This window comes from Umezawaea sp. NPDC059074, from assembly GCF_042738955.1.
GTDB lineage: Bacteria > Actinomycetota > Actinomycetes > Mycobacteriales > Pseudonocardiaceae > Umezawaea.
In genome coordinates this window covers 1-19,857 of the sequence record NZ_JBHYHC010000162.1, presented here as the reverse complement: position 1 = coordinate 19,857, position 19,857 = coordinate 1, and the positions used below count along the sequence as shown (strand labels likewise).

19 protein-coding genes are annotated in these 19,857 nt (G+C 70.2%); 17 read left to right on the top strand and 2 right to left on the bottom strand.

Translation table 11 applies throughout. The features are described from left to right. The first annotated feature begins 1,165 nt into the window (after positions 1-1,165). The 7 genes from ACFWW9_RS40875 (at position 1,166) to ACFWW9_RS40845 (ending at position 8,224) form a co-directional block, all read left to right on the top strand. Positions 1,166-1,936, top strand: a complete 771-nt coding sequence (locus ACFWW9_RS40875; RefSeq protein ID WP_390388094.1) for an alpha/beta fold hydrolase — start codon at positions 1,166-1,168, stop codon at positions 1,934-1,936. Further along, complete coding sequence (gene mshA / locus ACFWW9_RS40870; protein ID WP_390388091.1) at positions 1,933-3,186, top strand: D-inositol-3-phosphate glycosyltransferase; 1,254 nt, start codon at positions 1,933-1,935, stop codon at positions 3,184-3,186. The genes ACFWW9_RS40875 and mshA overlap by 4 nt, the downstream gene beginning before the upstream one ends. Continuing rightward, positions 3,183-3,662, top strand: a complete 480-nt coding sequence (locus tag ACFWW9_RS40865) for a YbjN domain-containing protein (RefSeq protein ID WP_390388088.1) — start codon at positions 3,183-3,185, stop codon at positions 3,660-3,662. The genes mshA and ACFWW9_RS40865 overlap by 4 nt, the downstream gene beginning before the upstream one ends. An 83-nt stretch (positions 3,663-3,745) precedes the next feature. Further along, the gene (locus tag ACFWW9_RS40860) at positions 3,746-4,606 is read left to right on the top strand and encodes a DUF4349 domain-containing protein (RefSeq protein WP_390388086.1); all 861 of its coding nucleotides are present in this window, start codon (positions 3,746-3,748) and stop codon (positions 4,604-4,606) included. Between the two features lie 397 nt (positions 4,607-5,003). Beyond that, complete coding sequence (locus ACFWW9_RS40855; protein ID WP_390388083.1) at positions 5,004-6,581, top strand: AMP-binding protein; 1,578 nt, start codon at positions 5,004-5,006, stop codon at positions 6,579-6,581. Positions 6,582-6,718: 137 nt separating this feature from the next. After that, a complete protein-coding gene (locus ACFWW9_RS40850; RefSeq protein ID WP_390388081.1) occupies positions 6,719-7,279 on the top strand; it encodes a hypothetical protein in 561 nt (186 codons plus the stop codon). A 117-nt stretch (positions 7,280-7,396) separates the two neighbouring features. Then, positions 7,397-8,224 carry an NAD(P)H-binding protein gene (locus ACFWW9_RS40845; RefSeq protein WP_390388079.1) on the top strand — a complete coding sequence of 276 codons (828 nt, stop codon included), beginning with the start codon at positions 7,397-7,399 and terminating at the stop codon, positions 8,222-8,224. Positions 8,225-8,237: 13 nt separating this feature from the next. Here the strand turns inward: ACFWW9_RS40845 and ACFWW9_RS40840 are convergent, their stop codons facing one another. Next, positions 8,238-8,852 carry a TetR/AcrR family transcriptional regulator gene (locus tag ACFWW9_RS40840; RefSeq protein ID WP_390388077.1) on the bottom strand — a complete coding sequence of 205 codons (615 nt, stop codon included), beginning with the start codon at positions 8,850-8,852 and terminating at the stop codon, positions 8,238-8,240. 124 nt (positions 8,853-8,976) lie between these two features. On the opposite strand from ACFWW9_RS40840, the gene ACFWW9_RS40835 reads away from it, so the two are divergent. Together ACFWW9_RS40835 and ACFWW9_RS40830 are read left to right on the top strand one after the other, a co-directional pair. Further along, complete coding sequence (locus ACFWW9_RS40835; RefSeq protein ID WP_390388075.1) at positions 8,977-10,521, top strand: MDR family MFS transporter; 1,545 nt, start codon at positions 8,977-8,979, stop codon at positions 10,519-10,521. Between the two features lie 61 nt (positions 10,522-10,582). Then, a complete protein-coding gene (locus ACFWW9_RS40830) occupies positions 10,583-11,329 on the top strand; it encodes a phosphoglyceromutase (RefSeq protein ID WP_390388073.1) in 747 nt (248 codons plus the stop codon). Here the strand turns inward: ACFWW9_RS40830 and ACFWW9_RS40825 are convergent. Beyond that, positions 11,326-11,952, bottom strand: a complete 627-nt coding sequence (locus ACFWW9_RS40825) for a DNA-binding response regulator (protein ID WP_390388072.1) — start codon at positions 11,950-11,952, stop codon at positions 11,326-11,328. The two genes, ACFWW9_RS40830 and ACFWW9_RS40825, sit on opposite strands and share 4 nt — an antisense overlap. A 67-nt stretch (positions 11,953-12,019) precedes the next feature. Between ACFWW9_RS40825 and ACFWW9_RS40820 the strand changes: the two genes are divergently transcribed. The 8 genes from ACFWW9_RS40820 (at position 12,020) to ACFWW9_RS40785 (ending at position 19,781) form a co-directional block, all read left to right on the top strand. Next, positions 12,020-12,820: an oxidoreductase gene (locus ACFWW9_RS40820; protein WP_390388071.1), complete on the top strand. Its 801-nt coding sequence runs from the start codon at positions 12,020-12,022 to the stop codon at positions 12,818-12,820. A gap of 133 nt (positions 12,821-12,953) precedes the next feature. Beyond that, positions 12,954-14,126: a sensor histidine kinase gene (locus ACFWW9_RS40815; protein ID WP_390388070.1), complete on the top strand. Its 1,173-nt coding sequence runs from the start codon at positions 12,954-12,956 to the stop codon at positions 14,124-14,126. Continuing rightward, positions 14,123-14,803 (top strand): response regulator, encoded by a 681-nt coding sequence (locus ACFWW9_RS40810; RefSeq protein ID WP_390388069.1) that lies wholly within the window; start codon positions 14,123-14,125, stop codon positions 14,801-14,803. Before ACFWW9_RS40815 ends, ACFWW9_RS40810 begins: the two co-directional genes overlap by 4 nt. A gap of 27 nt (positions 14,804-14,830) precedes the next feature. Next, positions 14,831-15,841, top strand: coding sequence for a hypothetical protein (locus ACFWW9_RS40805; RefSeq protein WP_390388068.1), 1,011 nt, complete (start codon positions 14,831-14,833; stop codon positions 15,839-15,841). Further along, positions 15,841-17,199, top strand: a complete 1,359-nt coding sequence (locus tag ACFWW9_RS40800; RefSeq protein ID WP_390388066.1) for a hypothetical protein — start codon at positions 15,841-15,843, stop codon at positions 17,197-17,199. Before ACFWW9_RS40805 ends, ACFWW9_RS40800 begins: the two co-directional genes overlap by 1 nt. Next, the gene (locus ACFWW9_RS40795) at positions 17,196-18,002 is read left to right on the top strand and encodes a sugar phosphate isomerase/epimerase family protein (protein ID WP_390388064.1); all 807 of its coding nucleotides are present in this window, start codon (positions 17,196-17,198) and stop codon (positions 18,000-18,002) included. Before ACFWW9_RS40800 ends, ACFWW9_RS40795 begins: the two co-directional genes overlap by 4 nt. A 28-nt stretch (positions 18,003-18,030) precedes the next feature. Beyond that, positions 18,031-18,951, top strand: coding sequence for a proline dehydrogenase family protein (locus ACFWW9_RS40790; RefSeq protein ID WP_390388062.1), 921 nt, complete (start codon positions 18,031-18,033; stop codon positions 18,949-18,951). A gap of 20 nt (positions 18,952-18,971) precedes the next feature. Continuing rightward, positions 18,972-19,781: a thioesterase family protein gene (locus tag ACFWW9_RS40785; RefSeq protein ID WP_390388060.1), complete on the top strand. Its 810-nt coding sequence runs from the start codon at positions 18,972-18,974 to the stop codon at positions 19,779-19,781. The last annotated feature ends 76 nt before the right edge of the window (positions 19,782-19,857 follow it).

The window sequence follows — 19,857 nt, the reverse complement described above, 5'->3', positions numbered from 1 at the left end:
CTCTTTCGTCTTGTCAAGGCTGGAAAGACGCCTTGACAAGACGAAAGAGGGTGGGGGCGCAAAAACAATCGGGGGCTGCCAGGGTTGGGGGTTGAAAGACCCTGCCGGCACGGTGCGGTTTTGGTGCGGTGCGAGTGCCGGCCGGGGGCCGGAAGATAGAGAGCAGTTCCGATCGGTGCGAGTAAGGGTCGGGTCGAGTTGGTCACGGGGCCCAGTTGGGGGCGGGCTAGTCCAGCCAGCCAGGCAGCCCAGCCCCGCATCGCCCCGGTCCGGTTCCAACTCTCGCCTCACCCCGCCTCGCCTCGCCTCACCCCGGCTCGCCCCGGCTCGGCTCGGGCCCCACTCCGCTCCGGCCCGGCCCCGCTCCGGGCCCGCTCCGGCCTGGCCTCGCTCTGATCCAACTCCGGCTCGGCTCGCCAAGCCCTCCCCGCTAAGCCCTCGACCCAGTCCAGCCCTGTCCTAGCCGTAGCCCCGGCCGGGCCCCCGTTCCGCTCCGGTCCAACTTCTCCTCGGCTCTCCCTGGCCTTCCTTGGCCCTCTCCAGCCTGGCCCTCCCGGCCAGCCCCGCCCTGCCCTAGCTCAGTCCCCAATCCAGGCTGGCCCAGTCCAGCCCAGTCCTGGCCTCGTCCGCTCCGGCCCAGCTCAGGCCCGCCCTGCCCCGTCCCGGCCCAACCCGGCCCGACCCCGCCCAATCCGGCCCAGCTAGGCCCTGCCCCGGTCCAACTCCGGCTCTGCTGGCCCTGGCCCTGGCAGCCGCGTCCTGGCCAGCCGCGTTCTGCCCCAACCCGGCCCGGCCTAACCCGGCTCAGCTCAGTCCTGGCACCAGCCCTGCCCAGCCTGGTCCTAGCCCCGCTCCGGCTAGCCCTGTCTCGCTCCATCTCCAGTTCGGTCCGGCTAGCCCTCCCCTCCCCAGTTCGCCCAGTCCAGCCCGGCTTGGTCCAGCGCGGCCCGGCCCAGGCCAGTCCGGCCCCAGCCCCGGCCGAACCCGCTCCAGCCCTCGCCCCGGCCCTGGTCCCAGTCCCCGCCCCAGCCCAGGTCTCAGGGCGGGTGGGGGTGGGTGTCTGGATGCTGGTTGGGCCTCCGGACTGGTTTGGGGGTTTTGTCTGGTTCTGTGGTTTGTTCTGGCTGGTGGGAAGTGTTTTGAGGGGTTTGGTGTTGGGACAGTCGTGCAGAAAACTGTCCTGACCTCCGGTGGTGTTCGGCTGGTGGTTCGTGAAGCCGGGCCCGTCGACGCTCCCGCTGTGGTGTTGGTGCACGGGTGGGCTCAGTCCGGGGAGGCCTGGGGGGAGGTTCCCGGGTTTCGGACTTTCGCCCTTGATCTTCGGGGGCATGGGGAGTCCGAGGTTCCTCCTGGTGGGTATCGGGATTCTGCGGTGTGGGCCGCTGATCTGGCTGCTGTGCTTGCTCATGTCGGGCGGCCCGCGACGGTGGTCGGCTGGTCGTACGGTGGGTTGGTGGTCGCGGATTACCTGCGCGTGCACGGGACCCGCCTGGTTGAAGGGCTGGTGCTGGTGGGGGCGATCACGGAGATCGGGCGTGGGCGGGCCGGTGGGGCTGTCGGTCCTGTCATGCGGGAGGCGTTGCCCGGTGCGTTGACGGACGACGTGGCGTTGGCGCGGTTCTGTGCGCGGATGGCGCCGTCGTTGCCTGCCTCGACCGTTGAGCGGCTCACGGCCGCCGCGCTGCGGGTGCCGCATCGGGTGCGGGCCGAACTCTTCGCGCGGGACGTCGGTAGTGGCGAAGTTCTTTCCGCCGTGGACGTGCCCGCGATCGTGGTGCACGGTTCTGACGACGAAGTGGTCTCGCCCTCTGCCGCCGACCACGCCGCGACGATGATCCCCGGAGCCGAGTTGATGGTGATCCCCGACACCGGGCACCTGCCGTTCCTCGAACGGCCCGCCGTGTTCCTCGAGGCGCTGGCGAAGGTGGCCCGGTGAAGCGGGTCGCGGTGCTCTCGGTGCACACGTCGCCGCTGGAGCAGCCCGGAACCGGCGATGCGGGCGGGATGAACGTGTACATCGTGCAGACGGCCACGCGGATGGCCGCGCAAGGTGTCGAGGTGGAGATCTTCACCCGTGCGACGTCCTCGGGGCTGGCGCCGGTGGTGCAGATGGCTCCTGGGATCAAGGTTCGGCACGTGGTGGCCGGGCCGTTCGAGGGGTTGGGCAAGGAGGAACTGCCTGGGCAGTTGTGCGCGTTCACGGCCGGGGTGTTGCGGGCCGAGGCGCGGCACGAGCCGGGGTACTACGACGCGATCCACTCGCACTACTGGCTGTCCGGGCAGGTGGGGTGGCTGGCCCGTGAACGGTGGGGCGTGCCGTTGGTGCACACCGCGCACACGTTGGCCAAGGTCAAGAACGCCGCGTTGGCCGACGGGGACACGCCCGAACCCCGGATGCGGGTCATCGGTGAGGAGCAGGTGGTCGAGGAAGCCGATCGGCTGGTCGCCAACACCGACGTCGAGGCGGCCGAGCTGGTGAAGCTGTACGACGCCGCGCCGGAGAAGGTGCTGACGATCCCGCCCGGTGTCGACCTGGAGCGGTTCACGCCGGGCGATCGGGACGCCGCGCGGGCCTCGCTGGGGTTGCGGGCCGATCAGGTCGTGCTGGCGTTCGTGGGGCGGATCCAGCCGTTGAAGGCGCCGGACGTGTTGCTGCGGGCCGCCGCCGAACTGCTGGTGCGGGACCCGTCGTTGCGGTCGCGGCTGGTGGTGCTGGTGGTCGGCGGGCCGTCGGGCAGCGGGCTGGAGCAGCCTCGGGCGCTGCAACTGCTGGCCGAGGAGCTGCGGATCGACGACGTGGTGCGGTTCCTGCTGCCGGTGTCGGGTGACGCGCTGGCGCGGGTGTACCGGGCCGCGGACGTGGTGGCTGTGCCGAGCTACAACGAGTCGTTCGGGCTGGTGGCGCTGGAGGCGCAGGCCTGCGGGACGCCGGTCGTGGCGGCGGCCGTCGGCGGGTTGCCGGTGGCCGTGCGGCACGGTGTGTCGGGCTGCCTGGTGAACGGGCACGACCCCGCCGAGTGGGCGCGGGTGCTGGGGCACGTGGCGCTGGACCCCGGTCGTCGGGCCGAGCTGGCGGGCAACGCGGTCGCGCACGCGCGACGATTCTCCTGGGAACGCACGACCGACACGCTGTTGGCCGCGTACTCCGATGCGCGCAACGCGTTCCAACGGGAGGTCCACCGGTGATCGAGTCGGTCATCCAGTCCACATTGGACGCGCAGGAACTGGCCTACGAGCACAAGGAACCGAACAAGTTCTTCGTGACCCTGCCGGGGACCAAGAAGCTCCAGACCAACTGCTGGCTGGTGGTGGGGCGGCACGCGCTGCTGGTCGAGGCGTTCGTCTGCCGCAAGCCCGACGAGGCGCACGAGGCCGTGTACCGGTTCCTGCTGCGCCGCAACGCGAAGCTCTACGGCGTGCACTACACCGTGGACACCGAGGGCGACATCTACCTGGTCGGCCGGATCGGGCTGCACGCCGTGACGCCGGACGAGCTGGACCGCGTGCTGGGGCAGGTCGTGGAAGCGGCGGACGGCGACTTCAACACGCTGCTGGAGATCGGTTTCGCCGGGGCCATCCAGCGCGAGTGGGACTGGCGGGTGTCGCGCGGCGAGTCGCTGGCGAACCTCCAGGCCTTCCGGCACCTGGTGAACGAGGCCTGATCGTGACCAGGAAGGCGCAACTGCCCGCCTGAGCCCTTCCGTCTACCCCCTGCGACCACGGGGCGACAGGAGGGGAATCAGCGATGAGCAGACGGGTGCTGGCGGTCACGGCGCTGGCGTTGGTGGCGTTGGCGGGGTGTTCGTCCACGGGCTCCATGAGCTCCAGCGGTGGCGCGGAGGTGGCGGCCCCCGCCGTCCCGCCCGCCCAGCCGGGCGGCGTGGCGAAGGACAGCGCGGGCACGGCGCAGCAGCCGGACTCCGTGGCGACGAACCGGCAGCTGGTGCGGACGGCGCAGGTCGACCTGCGCGGCGACGACGTGAGCGGGGCGCTGGTGAAGGTCAAGGACCTCACCACGCGCGAGGGCGGGTACGTCGGGCAGGAGAACTCCAGCGCGAGCATGGGCTCGTTGACGCTGCGAGTGCCCGCGGACCGGATGGACGCGGTGCTGAAGGGGCTCGGCGAGGTCGAGGGCACGACCGTCGTGCGGCGCGAGACGAAGTCGGAGGACGTGACCGAGCAGGTCGTGGACGTCGAGTCCAGGCTGTCCACGCAGCGCGCGAGCGTGGACCGCGTGCGGGCGCTGCTGGAGCGGGCCGGGACGACCTCCGAGATCACCCAGATCGAGGGCGAGCTGACCAAGCGGCAGACCGACCTGGAGTCGATGCAGCGCCGCTACGACGCGCTCAAGGGGCAGGTGGCCCAGTCGACGATCACCGTCTCCGTCCGCCAGGGCCCCGCGCCCGCGGCCGAGGAGGAGAAGCTGGGCTTCCTGGGGGCGCTCGGCTCGGGTTGGAACGCGCTGCTGGAGGCGTTGCGGGTGGTGGTCGTGGTGATCGGCGCGGTGCTGCCGTTCGCGGTCGTCCTGCTCCCCGTAGGGGTGCTCTGGTACCTCCGGCGGCGACGTCGGACGGTGAAGATCACACCCGAGGCGTCAGCCAATTGAGTCACGTTTCCTGACGGAAAAGCTACTCAGAGCAATACGCGGGGGAAGCGCGGGGCGGTCCGGGAGAGAGGGGGAGTCACAACTCGGACCACCCCGCGTTGATTCCCCGCTGAAACGGACATCGGGCGGGGGGAGCCCGGAAGTCCAGCGGGCCGCGGTTCGACGGGGGGTTTGCGAACCGCGAGGTTCCCTGCGCGGCTCGTGGAGTGCGTGGGAGCCGAGCCGCGAAGGCCCTGCCAACTTCGCAGATCGGGCACGGCCACCACAAGGTCAACCACTACTCCATTCGAGTGCTATTGATCTGAGTCGGTAACGTCTCGGTACGTCTTGACCTCGGCTGTGGCGTGACTCACGATGACGCGATCAGGGTCGACCGCCGATCGAATGAGGCAGCCGAATGGTCTTCCGCAGTCCGTTCCCCGACGTCGTGGTTCCGGACGTCTCCTTGCACGAGTTGCTGTTCGCGAACGTGGCCGAACGCGCCGATCAGCTCGCCCTGATCGACGGCACGTCCGGCGCCGAGATGACCTACGGGCAGCTCGCGGGAGCGATCGACCGGCTCGCCGCGGCGCTCGCCGAGAGGGGGATCGGCAAGGGCGACGTGGTGGGCATCCTCAGCCCCAACACGCCGTACTACGCGGTCGTCTTCCACGGCATCCTGCGCGCGGGCGCCACCGCCACCACGATCAACGCGCTCTACACGGCGAACGAGGTGGCCAGCCAGCTGGCCGACGCGGGCGCCAAGATGCTGTTCACGGTCTCCGTGCTGCTCCCCAACGGTTGGCCCGCGGCCCAGCAGATCGGTCTCACGGCGGACGACGTGGTCGTCCTCGACGGAGCCGAGGGCCACCCGAACCTGCCGCAGCTCCTGGCGAGCACCGGCCCCGTGCCGGAGGTGTCGATCGACCCGGCCGAGGACGTGGCCGTGCTGCCGTACTCCTCGGGCACCACCGGCAAGGCCAAGGGCGTGATGCTCACGCACCGCAACCTGGTCGCCAACATCGTGCAGTCCGACCCGATCATCCGGATCGGCGGCCACACCCGCATCCTCGCCGTGCTGCCGTTCTTCCACATCTACGGCATGCAGGTCCTGATGAACAACGGCCTGTACGTCGGCGCGACCGTGGTGACGATGCCGCGCTTCGACCTGCCGGAGTTCCTGCGCGTCATCGCCGAGCACCGCACCGACCGCGTCTACATCGCGCCCCCGGTCGCCGTGGCGCTGGCCAAGCACCCGCTGGTGGACCAGTTCGACCTGTCCGCCATCGACACGATCTTCTCCGGCGCGGCCCCGCTGGACGTCGACCTGGCCGCCGCCGTCCGCAAGCGCTTGGGCTGCAAGGTGTTGCAGGGCTACGGCATGACGGAGATGAGCCCCGTCAGCCACGCCATCCCCGAGGGCCGCGACGACATCTCCGTGGGCACCGTGGGCGTCATCTACCCGAACATGGAGAACCGCTTCGTCGACCCCGCCACCGGCGAGGACGTGGGCGTGGGCGAACGCGGCGAACTCTGGTGCCGCGGCCCGAACGTGATGAAGGGCTACCTCAACAACGAGGAAGCCACCGCCGCGACCCTCGACGCTGACGGCTACCTGCACACCGGCGACGTGGCGATCATCGACGCGGACGGCATCGTCACGATCGTCGACAGGGTCAAGGAACTCATCAAGTACAAGGGCTACCAGGTCCCCCCGGCGGAACTGGAAGCCGTCCTCCTCACCCACCCGCAGATCGCCGACGCCGCGGTCGTGGGCGTCCTCGACGCCGACGGCGAGGAAGTCCCGAAGGCCTTCGTCGTCCGCCAAGCGGGCGCCGAAGACCTCGACGCCGCGGGCGTGATGACCTTCGTCGCCGAACGCGTGGCCCCGCACAAGAAGGTCCGCGTGGTGGAGTTCATCGAAGCCATCCCGAAGTCCGCGGCGGGCAAGATCCTGCGGAAGGACCTCCGAGCACGGGAGAAGTCCGGCTCGTAGTTCTTGGGTGGTGAACGGCCCCCGGCGAGTTTCGCCGGGGGCCGTTTCGCGTCCCCCCATTGGGGTGAACCGGCGGAATTCGGTAACGCCGGTGCCGACCCTGCGCGATTCGTTCATGACTGCTCCGGGGAGAGGCCATGATTCGAGTTCGAGGCGCGATCGGCGTTGTTCTCTGCGCGATTTCCCTGACCGCCTGTTCCGGCGTGACGTCGGGTTCTCCTGTTCCCGTGAGCGGTGCGGTGACGACTACCGCCCCGCCGACAACCGTCACCACGGTGTCCACCGCGGGTTTCGACCGCAAGGTTTGCGCAGGTGAGGACGGGTTGGCGCAGCGCGGGCAAGGTTTTTACCCCACCTACCGGCAATTGATGCAAAGTGGCGGGAAGGGGATGTCCATCTCCCCGGTCGAACTGGCCGCTCAACTCGCGGGGCTGACCACCGTCGCGGCCGAAGGTGACGGGATCGACGGGTCGGCGATTGTCGATCAGGCCGGTTCCGATATCCGACTTCCCGTTTCCACGATGATTCGCGACGCCGATCGGTTGGCCCAGCACTACGCCGATGTCGCCAAGGGCGGGTTGTCCGCGAACTCGGACATGACACCGATCATCACGTCGTTCACCAACGCGCTGGTCGCGTGCACCAGGGCGGGCTACCAGCCGACGTGGTTCAAGCCCGAGGAGCTCGTGCGGAAGTAGGTGCGCGCTCGCCGCGTCCGGTGCTACGGTCGAAGTGCACGGAGTGCGGCGTCGGAACGCTTCGTGTGTCTCCACTCCCGTGGCGCGCCCGGTTTTGTCGTGCGCGAGGAGTGTGTTGTGGACAGTCCAATCCTGGTTGTCGGTGCCCGTGGTGGTGTCGGGCGGCACGTCGTTGAGCAGTTGGTGGCCGCCGGGCGGTCCGTGCGGGCCTCGGTGCGGGATCTTGGCAAGGCTGATCTGCCCGACGGGGTCGAGGTGGTGGTCGCTGATCTCACCCGGCCCGACAGCTTGAAGGCCGCGATGGACGGTGTGGCCGACGTTTTCGTCTACGCGCCGACGCAGGGTGCGGACGGGCTTGTCGGGGCTGCGCGGAGTGCTGGGGTTGAGCACGTCGTGTTGTTGTCGTCCGGGAGTGTGTTGTTGCCCGACGTGGTTGGCAACGCGATCGCGGAGGAGCACCGGGCGGTGGAGGAAACCCTTGCCGCGTCCGGGTTGCGGTGGACTCCCGTTCGGCCGTTGGTGCTGGCGAGCAACGCGCTCAACTGGGCGAAGTCGATCAAGGGGCGAGGTGTCGTGCGGTTGGTGCGCCCCGCTGCCGCGACGGCTCCTGTGCACGAGCGGGACATCGCGGCGGTGGCCGTCGTGGCGTTGCTGGGTGGCCACGAGCGCGTGAGCGATCTGCTGACCGGGCCCCACCTGTTGTCGCAGGAGCAGCAGGTGGAGGTGATCGGCGAGGCTCTCGGCACGGTCGTTCGCATCGAGGAGTTGTCCGAGGCGCAGGCGCGGTCGGCGTTCGACGGGGACCGGGTCGAGGCGATCCTGGAGTTCCTGCGCGGTGCGGAGGCCGGGCGGTCGCCCGCCACGGGGACCGCCGCGGCGGTGCTGGGGCGTCCGCCCGCGACCTTCGCCGAGTGGGTTGCCGACCACCTGGCCGAGTTCCGCTGACGCTGACGTGGTGTCAGGCCGTCGCCTTCCTGGCGGCGGTCGCCCGGTGCGCGATGGCCTCGGCGAAGCCGGGGACCAGCAGGCCCGCGGTGTCGGCGGCGGCGGTGATGATCTCGTCCTCGGTGAGGTTCAGGTCCTGGGAGCCCATGACGGCCAGGTTGGCGCTCATCAACGCCATCCGGATCTTCAGCAGCTCCAGCGGTGGCGCCTCGGGGTCGACCAGGAGCGCCGAGACGCGCTGCATCCGGTCGAGGCCACCACCGCCCTTCGGCATCAGTTCGCGCAGGGACGCCTGGTTGGCGAGGGCGAACCTGGCGAAGCCCAGGCCGTCGTCGACGACGAGGCCGAACCAGCCCGCGACGACCTCGGCCGCGCGCTCGGGCGTGCGCGGCTGGGACTCGGCCCACGCGATCAGCTTGTCCAGGGTCGCCACGCGCTCCTCGAACAGGCTGCGGACGATCGCCTCCTTGCTGTCGAAGTGGTAGTAGAGCGCGGCTTTGGTGATGTCCAGCCGTTCGGCGATCTCCCGCATCGACGTGGACTCGTACCCCTGGACGGTGAAGAGCTCCAAGGCCACGCGCCGGATGTCGGCTCGGCGGTCGTCCCCCGTCTTGCGCCGCTGGGTCATGCGTTGCCCTCCCTTCTGTCCGATTTGCCGTTGTGCGCAGCATAGCGGTTGCTTACCTGCCGGTCAGTAAGTACTCTCTGACCGACCGGTAAGTAAGTTGTGCCTTTCGTGAAGGAAACGCGCGATGACGACAGAAGCCGCCCCCGCACCGGGCGCGCCCGCTCGGTTCACGCACCGGCAGATCATGGTCACGATGAGCGGTCTCGTCATCGCGATGCTGCTGGCGATGCTGGACAACATGATCGTCGCGCCCGCGCTGCCGACGATCGTGGGAGACCTCGGTGGACTGAGCCACCTGGCCTGGGTCACCACCGGCTACGTGCTGGCCTCGACGGCGTCCACGCCCATCTGGGGCAAGCTCGGCGACCTGTTCGGCCGCAGGATCACGTTCATCTCGTCCGTCGTGGTGTTCCTCGGCGGCTCCGCGCTCGCCGGGATGTCGCAGAACATGGGCGAGCTGATCGCGTTCCGCGCGATCCAGGGCCTCGGCGCGGGCGGCCTGATGGTCGGCGTGCTGGCCGTGATCGGCGAGATGATCCCGCCGCGCGAGCGCAGCAAGTACATGGGCCTGATGATGGCCGTGATGCCCGTCGCGATGATCGGCGGACCGCTCGCGGGCGGCTTCATCACGGACAACTTCTCCTGGCGCTGGGCGTTCTACGTGAACCTGCCGCTGGGCGCGGTCGCGCTCGTCGTCTGCTGGTTCACCCTCGCCAAGCTGCCGCGCGGCACCGGCAAGGCGAAGATCGACTGGCTCGGCGCGGGCCTGCTGACCGTGTGGATCACCTCGCTGGTGTTGATCACCAGTTGGGGCGGCACGCAGTACGACTGGTCGTCGCCGCAGATCCTCGGCCTGATCGTGCTGACCGTCGCGGCCTTCATCGCGTTCGTCGTGGTGCAGCGCCGGGTCGCCGAGCCGATCATGCCGCTGCGCGTGTTCGGCAACGTCAACTTCAACCTGTCCGGCGGCCTGGCGTTCATCTCCGGGTTCGCGATGTTCGGCGCCGTGACGTTCCTGCCGCAGTTCCAGCAGTTCGTCCAGGGCTCGTCGGCCACGAACAGCGGGCTGTTGTTGATGCCGATGATGATCTCGGCGATGGTCGTCTCGTTGGCCAGTGGCCAGGTCATCAGCCGGACGGGCCGGTACAAGGTGTTCCCGATCGTCGGGGCGGCACTGCTGACCACCGCGCTCGGCCTGTTCTCCACGATCGACGTCGACACCAGCAAGACGACCACCGCGCTGTACATGGTGATCCTCGGCGCGGGCATGGGCTGCCTGATGCAGACGTCCACGTTGATCGCGCAGAACAGCATCGAGGTGCGGGACATCGGCGCGGGCACCGGCGCGTCGACGTTCCTGCGCAACATGGGCAGCTCGCTCGGCGTCTCGCTGCTGGGCGCGCTCTACACCAACTCGCTGACGGACTCCCTGTCCGGCGGCGGCGCGGCCCTGCCCGGCGAGGCGAACCAGATGACCCCCGCCGTGCTGAAGTCCTTGCCCGAGGCGGCCCAACGGGTGTTCCAGGCGGCCGTCACGGACGGCGTCACGGTCCTGTTCGCCGTCGCGGCCTGTGTCGCCGCGGTGGGGGTCGTGGTGGCGCTGTTCATCCGCCAGGTGCCGCTCCGCGGCCACGTGAAGGCGGAGGACGTCGTCGCCGCGGAGGTCTGACCCGGTGTGGCGCCGCACTCGCCCCGTTCGCGGGTGCGGCGCCACCCCTTAGGCTGGCCGCATGTCTGTGGGAACGCTGGTGCTGCTCCGCCACGGCGAGAGCGTGTGGAACGCCGAGAACCTGTTCACCGGCTGGGTGGACGTGCCCCTGTCGGAGAAGGGGGTCGCTGAGGCCAAGCGCGGTGGTGAGCTGCTGAAGGCCGCCGGTGTGCTGCCGGAGGTGTTGCACACCTCGTTGCTGCGCCGTGCGATCTCGACGGCGAACCTCGTCCTCGACGCCGCCGACCGCCACTGGATCCCGGTGAAGCGGGACTGGCGGCTCAACGAGCGGCACTACGGGGCGTTGCAGGGCAAGAACAAGAAGCAGACGCTGGAGGAGTTCGGCGAGGAGCAGTTCATGCTCTGGCGCCGGTCCTACGACACCCCGCCGCCGCCCATCGAGCCCGGCACCGAGTTCAGCCAGGACGCCGACCCGCGCTACGCGGACCTCGGCCCCGACCTGCCGCTGACCGAGTGCCTGCTCGACGTGGTCAAGCGGATGATCCCGTACTGGGAGTCGGCGATCGTGCCCGATCTGCGCGCGGGCAAGACCGTGCTGGTCACGGCGCACGGCAACTCGCTCCGCGCGCTGGTGAAGCACCTCGACGGGATCTCCGACGACGACATCGCCGGCCTCAACATCCCGACCGGCATCCCGCTGCGCTACGACCTCGACGAGGCCCTCCAGCCCCTCAAGGCGGGCGGCACGTACCTCGACCCCGACGCGGCCGCCGACGCCATCAAGGCCGTCGCCAACCAGGGGCGTTAAACAAGGCCCAGTTCACGGGCCCGCGCTCCCGCCTGGAAGCGGGACGTGGCGCCCATGGCGGCCATCAGCTCGGCCACGCGGCGGCGGTACGTGCGCAGGGACAGCCCCAGCGCCCGTGCCGCCGCTTCGTCCGTCAGGCCGTCGTTCAACGCCGTCAGGATGCCGGGCGTCAACGGCCTCAGCTCCACCATGGACGCGTCGTGCACCTCCAGGGGGTTGGCGGTCCGCCACGCGGCCTCGTAGAGCGCGTGGATGCCCTGGACGGCCTCCGGCGCGGAGATGACGCTGTAGGACCGCTCGCCGTGGGACAGGTCGCCCGCCATGATCACGAACCGGTCGCCGAGCAGCAGCGTCTCGTGCAGGTCGTCCGGCGTGACGCGGACCTCCGCGCCGTGCTCGGCCATCACGTGCGCCCGCTGCGCCCACGACGGGTCGAGCATCGCGCTCAGCCGGAACATCTTCCGCAACCGCTTGTGCCGCTTCACGTTCTGCTGCGCGGGCGCCTGAGTCGTCCACCACGTGAAGAGGGTGTTCGACGCGCAGGCCAGCTCGTCGACGTCGAACAGGTGACCCGCCCGCTCGAACAGCTCCCGCTCGCCGCGCACCACCTCGATCAGGTCCATGCCTCCGAGCATGGCAGCTTGTGGCCACGAGATGCGGCAGGTGGCAGGTTCCGTCCACTCTTGACCCATGGACCTCAAGGTGAAGCGGATCGGTTACGGCGCCATGCAGCTCGCGGGCCCCGGCGTGTTCGGACCGCCCAAGGACGCCGACCAGGCGCGCGCGGTGCTGCGCCGCGCCGTCGAGCTGGGCGTGGACCACATCGACACCAGCGACTACTACGGCCCGTTCGTCGTCAACGACCTCATCCGCGAGGCGCTGCACCCGTACCCCGAGGACCTCGTGCTGGTCACGAAGGTGGGCGCGCGCCGCGACGACACCGGCGCGTGGCTGCCCGCGCTGTCGCCGGACGAGCTGCGCTCGGCCGTGCACGACAACCTGCGCAGGCTGCGGGTCGACGCGATCGACGTGGTGAACTTCCGGGTGATGGACGAGGGCTCGTCCGTCCAGGAGGGGTTCTCCGCGCTCGCCGACCTCCAGCGCGACGGGCTGATCAAGCACCTCGGCGTCAGCAACGCGACCATCGGCCAGCTCGCCGAGGCGCGGGCCATCGCGCCGGTCGTGTGCGTGCAGAACCACTACAACCTCGCCCACCGCGACGACGAGGCGCTGCTGGACGAGTGCGCCGCCCAGGACATCGCCTACGTGCCGTTCTTCCCGCTCGGGGGCTTCCAGCCGCTCGACCTGGAGCACCTCGAGACGGTCGCGAAGCGGCACGACGCGACCCCCCGCCAGGTGGCGCTGGCGTGGCTGCTGCACCGCTCCCCGAACATCCTCCTGATCCCCGGCACGTCGTCGGTCGAGCACCTGGAGGAGAACCTCGCGGCGGGCGGGTTGCGGCTGTCCGAAGAGGACCTCGCCGAGTTCTGAACGCGGGATGGACACGACTGGGTGAACACGGGCTGGACGGGTGAAGAACAAGCCGCTCAGAGGGTGTCGCAGGAGTCACGGTTGGCCCCTCGGCCCTAGGCCGGAAGGCCCTTGACCTGCTTACCATTCGGTTGTGACCGCACTGGGTTACCTCGCACTGGTGGTCGGCCTCGTGCTGATCGGCGGCGCGGCCTTCCTCATCGGCCGCGCCACGGTCCGCAAGCAGGCCTCGACCACGACTGGGCTGACCGTCGCCGACCTGATGGCGATGGTCGTCCAGTCCTCCCACGACGGCATCGTCGTGCTCAACGGCTTCGGCGACGTGGTGCTCAACAACGCCCGCGCCGAGGAACTGGGGGTCGTGCGCAACAACCGCGCCGACGACCGGGCCCGCCGCGCCGCGGAACTGGTCCGCCAGACCGGCGAGGTCGTGCACGTCGACCTGTCGCAGCTGGAGGTCAAGGGCCGCCAGGCCGAGGCGGTGCACGCGCGGGTGAAGGTGCTGACCGAGGGGTTCACCGTCGTGGACGCCTCGGACGAGTCCGAGGCCGTGCGGCTGGAGGCGACCCGGCGCGACTTCGTGGCGAACGTGAGCCACGAGCTGAAGACGCCCGTCGGGGCGCTCGCGCTGCTCGCCGAGGCCGTGCTGGACGCCGTGGAAGACGAGGAGCAGGTCCGCAAGTTCAGCGCGAAGATCATGCAGGAGGCCACCAGGCTGGGGACCCTGGTGACCGAGCTGATCGCGCTGTCCCGCCTCCAGGGCGCGGAGAAGCTGCCCGAGCTGACCGCCGTCGAGGTCGACACGGTCGTGTCCGAGGCGCTGGGCCGCTCGCGGCTTGGCGCGGAGTCGGCGGGCATCGAGATCGGCTCCGACGAACCGGGTGGCCTCGTCGTCGAAGGCGACCGGATGCTGCTGGTCACGGCGCTGAGCAACCTCCTTGACAACGCTGTCGCCTACTCGCCGCCGGGCAGCCCGGTGTCGATCAGCCGCAGGCTCGTCGGCGGGTTCGTGGAGATCGCGGTGACCGACCGGGGGATCGGCATCGCCGAGGACCAGCAGACCCGCGTCTTCGAGCGCTTCTACCGCGTCGACCGGGCCCGTTCGCGGGCCACGGGCGGCACCGGGCTCGGCCTGGCCATCGTCAAGCACGTCGCGCTGAACCACGGCGGCGACGTGAAGCTCTGGAGCCTGCCGGGCACCGGTTCGACGTTCACCCTCCGAATCCCCGCCCACCTCGACCAGGTGGAGCGGGTTCCGACCCTGCCCGAGCAGGAACTCGCCACAACGCACGGAGGAGAGCTGTGACCAGGGTGCTCATCGTGGAGGACGAGGATTCCTTCGCCGATCCGCTCGCCTTCCTGCTCCGCAAGGAGGGCTTCACCGCCGCGCTCGCCACCACCGGGCAGGAGGCGCTGGAGGAGTTCGACCGCAACGGCGCCGACATCGTGCTGCTCGACCTGATGCTGCCCGGCATGAGCGGCACGGACGTGTGCAAGCAGCTCCGCCAGCGGTCCGCCGTCCCGGTGATCATGGTCACTGCGCGGGACAGCGAGATCGACAAGGTCGTGGGCCTGGAACTGGGCGCGGACGACTACGTCACCAAGCCCTACTCGGCGCGCGAGCTGATCGCCCGCATCCGCGCGGTGCTCCGCCGCGGCGGCGAGGCCGAGGAGCTGTTGCCGCAGGTGCTGGAGGCGGGGCCGGTCCGGATGGACGTCGAGCGGCACGTCGTCACGGTCGACGGCGGCGAGGTCGGACTGCCCCTCAAGGAGTTCGACCTGCTCGAGTACCTGCTGCGCAACGTGGGCCGCGTGCTCACCAGGGGCCAGCTGATCGACCGGGTGTGGGGCGCGGACTACGTCGGCGACACGAAGACGCTGGACGTGCACGTCAAACGCCTGCGGTCCAAGATCGAACCCGATCCGTCGATCCCCAAGCACCTCGTCACGGTCCGGGGTCTCGGTTACAAGTTCGAGTCCTGACGACCCCGACCGGGTACGGTGCACCGCGTGCGCCTCGGGGTCCTCGATGTGGGGTCGAACACCGTCCACCTGCTGGTGGTGGACGCCTTTCGGGGTGCCCACCCGACGCCGATGAGTTCGGAGAAGTCCGTGCTCCGCCTGGCCGAGCAGCTCGACGACACCGGGCAGCTCACCAAGGCGGGCGCGGACCACCTGGTCCGGACCATCGCCGCGTCCAAGGCCTCCGCGCAGCGCCTGGGGTGCGAGGACCTGATGGCCTTCGCCACGTCCGCCGTGCGCGAGGCCCGCAACTCGGCCGAGGTGCTCGACCGGGTGCGCACCGAGACCGGCGTGGACCTCAAGGTCCTCAGCGGCGAGGACGAGGCGCGGTACACGTTCCTCGCGGTCCGCCGCTGGTACGGCTGGTCGGCGGGCAGGCTCCTCTGCCTGGACATCGGCGGCGGTTCGCTGGAGCTCGCGATCGGCATGGACGAGAACCCCGAGGAGGCGTTCTCGGTGCCGCTGGGCGCGGGCAGGCTCACCCGGACGAGGTTCCGCAAGGACCCGCCGAGCCGCGCCGAGGTGCGCGATACCACCGAATGGCTGGACGGACAACTGGCCTCGGTGGCGAAGAAGTTGCGCCGTTCGGGTACACCTGATCGTGTGGTCGCCACGTCGAAGACCTTCCGCACGCTCGCCCGCCTCACGGGTGCCGCGCCGTCCTCGGCCGGTCCCAGGGAACGGCGGGTGCTGACCGATTCCGGTCTGCGGCAGCTGATCGCCTTCATCTCGCGGATGTCCGCGGGAGACCTCGCCGGCCTGGAGGGCGTGAGCTCCAGCCGGTCGCACCAACTGGTGGCGGGGGCGCTCGTGGCCGACGCCACGATGCGCGCGCTGTCGCTCACGCAGCTCGAGATTTGCCCCTGGGCACTGCGCGAAGGTGTCATCCTCAGGAGGTTGGACCACACTAACGGCTCGGAACAGACCGCGCCGACGGCTTCAACCAGTCAGCCGGGTGACACTGGACGTCCAGGCCAGCACGGAGCACGGTGGAGTTGATGAGTCGAGAGAGCGAGTCCGAGCAGACTCAGCGGACGGTCGCTGAGCTGCTGGCCCAGTACGGCGCGAGCGCGGGTGACGCCCCGCCGCGTCGTCGACGTCGGCGTGCGGAGGACCCGACCGACACGGCTCCGCAGGCGATCATCGAGCGGATCAACTCCGACAGCGGCGAGATGAAGGTGATCGACCCGTCGGTCGAGCCGCCGTCGACCCGCACCGGCAGGCGCGCGAAGCCGGACCTGGACCCCGACCGCACGCAGTACGCGGCCCCGGTCCAGCCCCCCGCGCCCCCGCGCGCCGAACCGCCGAAGGCGGGCCCCCCGCCGCGCGTGGAGCCCCCGAAGGCCCCGCCGCCCAGGGTGGAGCCGCCGCGCGCGGCGCCGCCCGTCCGGCAGGAGCCGCCGAGGGTCGACCAGCCGCGTCCCGAACCGCGCCGACCCGAGCCCCGCAGACCCGAGCCCCTGCGCTCCGGGGTGCCCCCGGTCGACCCGGCCGAGGAGACGCGGCAGGTGCCGCCGATCGTCGACGAGTACTCGCTGCCGTCGCTCCCGAAGCCCTCCGGGCTGCCGGACCCGTCGCGGCCGAACATCCCCAAGCCCGAGCAGTCCTCGCGGGCGAACCTGCCGAAGCCGGAGCAGTCGTCGCGGGCGAACCTGCCCAAGCCGGGGCTCCCGCCCGCCACCGAGCAGGTCTCGCGCGCGAACCTGCCCAAGCCCGAGCAGTCGTCGCGGGCGAACCTGGTGCGCCCTCCCGCGGGCCCACCGCCCCCGCCGCCGGTCCGCGAGGCGATGACCGAGGTCATCCCCACCATCCGCGACCACGCGGGGCCGGACGACACCCAGATCACCCAGGCCGTCCCGATGCTGCCGCCACCGGCGAAGCTGCCGGACCCGCTCCCGGACGTGCGTCCCGAGGAGTGGTTCGGCGACGACGACCCGGAGTTCGCCGAGCAGGAGAACACGGCGGCCCACCCCGGCCCGTACGTGGACGACTACTCGGACAACTACTCCGTCGACGGCTTCGACGCCGAGGGACCGGCCGGTCTGACCGACGAGGACGACGTCGAGGTCGAGGACCTGGAAGAGGTCGAGCGCTCGCCCGTCAAGGAGTGGCTGGTCATGATCGGCCAGCTCGCGGTCGGCGTGCTCGGCGGCGCCGCGCTGTGGCTCGGCTTCAACTTCCTGTGGCGCGCGATCCCCGCGGCCGCGCTGGTGCTCGCGCTCGGCGTGACCGTCGGGCTGGTGCTGCTGGTCCGCAAGATCCGCAAGGCCGACGACCTGCAAACCACGTTGCTGGCCGTGCTCGTCGGGTTGATCGTGACGGTCTCACCAGCGGCGATGCTGCTGGTGAAGTCTTGACGATCCCGGTAGGGCTCTCCACGGCGTCGGTCTGGCCCCAGCCCGCAGGCGCCGCGTTCGACCTCGCCGCCGAACTGGGGTACGACGGCGTCGAGGTCATGGTCTGGGCCGATCCGACCAGCCAGGACGTGCGGGCGCTGGAGCGGCTCAGCCAGCGCACCGGCGTGCCCGTGCTGGCCGTCCACGCCCCGTGCCTGCTGATCACCCAGCGGGTCTGGTCGCCGGACCCGGTCGAACGGCTGCGGCGCAGCGTCGTGGCCGCGGGCGACCTCGGCGCGCGCACGGTCGTGGTGCACCCGCCGTTCCGCTGGCAGCGTCGCTACGCCGAGGGCTTCGCCGACCTCGTCGAGACCCTGGAGGACTCCAGCGGCGTCGACGTGGCCGTGGAGAACATGTTCCCGGTCCGCCGGGCACTGGGGCGCGGCCGGTCCGTCCAGGTCACGGCGTTCGCCCCCTCCATCGACCCCACGGACGTCGGCCACCGGCACTACACGCTCGACCTGTCGCACACCGCCGCGGCGGGCGTCGACGCCGTCGAACTGGCCAAGCGCATGGGCGACGGCCTCACCCACATCCACCTCGCCGACGGCAGCGGAGCGGCCAAGGACGAGCACATGGTCCCCGGCCACGGCACCCAGCCGTGCGCCGCCGTGTGCGAGGGCCTGGCCCGCGGCGGCTTCACCGGCCAGGTCGTGCTGGAGATCAACACCAGGCGGGCGCGCGGCGCCGCCGAACGCTCCCGGATGCTCGCCGAGTCACTCCTGTTCGCCCGCCTGCACCTGGACTGGCAAGCCGCGCGCTGAAGCCGCCTGACCACGTAAGGTCAGGCGCGTGAACCCGTTGCGCTCCCTGATCCTCGCGGCGGCGGGCAACGACGCCGTTCGCGGACTGGTCGCGTCCGCGCCCGTGAGCCGCGACGTCGTGCGCCGGTTCGTCGCGGGCGAGTCGACGGCGGAAGCCGTCGAGGTCACCAGGTCGCTGGCCGCCGACGGCCTCGCGGTGACGCTGGACTACCTGGGTGAGAACACGACCACCCGCAAGCAGGCCGAGCGCACGGTGCGCGGCTACCTGGAGCTGCTCGACCGCCTGCACGCCACCGGCCTGGCGGGCAAGGCCGAGGTCAGCGTGAAGCTGACCGCGATCGGCCTGGCGCTGGGCGAGAACCTGGCCCTCACCAACGCGTCGCGCATCTGCGCCGCCGCCGAGCAGTGCGGCACGACCGTCACGCTCGACATGGAGGACCACACCACGACCGACGCCACGCTGCGCGTGCTCGCCGAGCTGCGCCGCAGCTGGCCGTGGGTCGGCGCGGTCCTCCAGGCGTACCTGCGGCGCACGCTCGACGACTGCCGCGACCTGGCGGGCTCACGGGTCCGCCTCTGCAAGGGCGCCTACGCCGAACCGGACGGCGTCGCCTACACCGACCCGCACGAGGTCGACCTCAACTACGTCCGCTGCGCCAACGCCCTCCTCGCGGGCGACGGGTTCCCGATGTTCGCCACCCACGACCCCAGGTTGGTCGACGTGATCGGCGAACGGGCGCGTTGGCACGACCGGAAGCCCGGTAGCTTCGAGTACCAGATGCTGTACGGGATCAGGCCCGCCGAGCAGCGACGGCTAGCTTCGGAGGGGAACGTGGTCCGCGTGTACGTGCCGTACGGCGAGCAGTGGTACGGGTACCTGATGCGAAGGCTGGCCGAACGCCCGGCCAACGTCACCTTCTTCCTGCGGTCGCTGGTCAGCCGCTCATGACAATTCGTACGAGGAGCTCGGTGCCCACCTTCACGGCCGCCAGTGCAGTGCGTTCGCTCGGAGACGGGACCTACACGGCAAGCCTGCCCGCGGAGTGGACCATCGGTCCCAAGCCGCACGGCGGGTTCCTGCTGGTGCTGGCCGCTCGAGCCGCCGTCCGGACCGCCACCGACGCGGTTCCCGGTACGGAGGGGTTGGCGCCGTTGGCCGTCAGCTCCCAGTTCCTTCGGGCTCCCGAAGTCGGTCCGGTGCTGTTGCGGACGGAGATCCGGAAGTCCGGGCGGACCGCGACGGTCGTCTCCACGACGATCGAGCAGCGGGGGCGTAGTTGCGTGGAGTCGGTGGTGACCGTGGGGCGGTTGCCGGAGCAGGTGCCGGATTACGTGGCGCTGCCTTCGTTGGCGGCTGAGCCGCCTGCCGACTCGATTGACTTGAGCACGATGGAGTCTGGTGGGGTTTACAAGCTCGGGGCTGTTTGTGATGTTCGGTTGGATCAGCAGGGGGCTGGGTTCCTGACCGGTCGTACTGGGGATCCGTTGGTGTTGCGGTTGTGGGTGCGGCCTAAGGGGGAGCGGCCGGATCCCTATTTTGCGTTGGTGGCTGGGGATATTTCGATGCCTGTGACGTTCAACCTGGGGCGGTTTGGGTGGTCGCCTACGGTGCAGTTGACGGCGTTGATGCGGGGGGTGCCTGCGCCTGGGTGGTTGCGGGTGCAGGTGTCTTGTAGTGCTGTTCATGGGCAGTGGTTTGACGAGGACGCTGTGGTGATCGATTCCGCTGGGCGGTTGGTTTGCCAGTCGCGGCAGTTGGCTTTGACGCCTGCTGGGTGAGGGTGGGGTTGTGCGGGCTAACCCCCGATTGCGCCAATTATCCCACCCTCTTTCGTCTTTTAAATGGAGGAAAGAC